The sequence below is a fragment of the Nocardia tenerifensis NBRC 101015 genome, assembly GCF_000308715.1.
Lineage (GTDB): Bacteria > Actinomycetota > Actinomycetes > Mycobacteriales > Mycobacteriaceae > Nocardia > Nocardia tenerifensis.
Genome location: NZ_BAGH01000464.1, coordinates 1 through 1,393, shown reverse-complemented (window position 1 = coordinate 1,393; position 1,393 = coordinate 1). Strand labels below are relative to the sequence as shown.

The following is a 1,393-nucleotide window of genomic DNA, read 5'->3' as shown; positions in this document are numbered from 1 at the left end:
CGAGATCGGTGGCCTTGCCACGCAACTCCGGCTTGCCCCAGAGGCTCTCCGCGAGCACGATCTCGGCCCAGCCCACGCGGAACGCGAGCTCGTCACTGCCCGGATTCTCCTGTGCGAGTGCGCGATACAAGCTGATCGACTCCGTACCCAGCGCCTCGGCCTTGTCGAAGTCGCCCGTGGCGGCCAGAAACGCCGCGGTCGGCCACGCGGCCCACTCCGCGAGCTGAGACCGATACGCAGGCGCGCGACCCACCAGCGCGCGGAGACCGTCGATGCCGCTCACGGTCGAAGCCGCCGCCTTGGTACGCAACTCGGGCTTGCCCCAGAGATTCTCCCCGGACACGACCTGCGCCCAGGAGACACGGAACGCCAGCTCGTCATCGGACGGATTCTCTTGTGCGAGTGCGCGATACAGGCTCACCGACTCCGCGCCGGCGGACTCGGCCTCCTCGAACCGGTTCGCGGCGGTCAGGTAGTTCGGCACCGGGTAGGTGCTCCACTCCGCGAGTTGCCGCCGGTACGTGGGGTTCTCGGCGGCGATCGCCCGGGTGACCGCGAGGGCGTCGACCGCGCGGTCGGCCGCCTCGGCGCGGACGGGGCCGGGCAGATTCGTCAGCTGCTGCGCCTGGGTGAGCAGCGCGTTGGCCACGGCGAGCTCCGCCGTCGGCGTCGGCGTGCCGGTGTCGTAGAAGCAGCTCTGGATCGTCTGGTTCGTCGAGTCGTCGATGTCGGCCCGATACAGCGCCACCTCGCCGCCCGGCAGCGCGGTCACGGCGACGGTGTTGGGCAGCGCCCACGGATGCCCGATCTCCCGCGGCGCCGACCACGCGGTCTGCTGCGGATCGCGGTACATGGAGTGGACGCGTTCGTCGTCGCCCTGCCAGAACACATAGACCCGCCCCTTAGCCGTCGCCGCGAGGTAGACCGGAGGGGCCCACCCGTAGCTCATGGTGCGCGGCGCGGTGATGGCGGCGGGCGCGGACCATGACCCGTTGTAGTGCACGGTCCAGATTGCCCGGTCGGCGCCCTCCCAGAAGAGATCGGCCTGTCCGTCGCCCGAGCCGATGCCGAAAAGGCTTACGTCGTAACGGGATATCGACGTGGCCACCGCGATCTGGGTGGGCGCGCTCCAGGCCGGATTCGCCACCCTGGCGTCGTAGGTGGCGCCGTGGATCACGTTGTCGCTGGTCACCCAGAAGACCATCGCCACGCCCGGCGACGGGCAGACCACGGTGTGGCCGCGGTTGCCCGCCTCGAGCGTGCCGTTCGGGAGCAGCGCCTGCGGCGCGCTCCACGCTCCGTTCGCGTCCTGCAGAGCGACCCGGATGGTGGCGTTGGTGTAGTCGAGCCAGCACGCGGCGACCATCCCGTTGGCCGCGGCCACCCGGAATCC

Annotated in this window: 1 protein-coding gene; it reads right to left on the bottom strand. The window is 70.6% G+C overall.

Annotated elements, in window-relative coordinates; genetic code table 11:
* Window positions 1-1,393 (bottom strand): PLL family lectin (locus tag ON39_RS34010; RefSeq protein WP_218006191.1); only part of this gene is annotated, 1,393 nt, incomplete at both ends.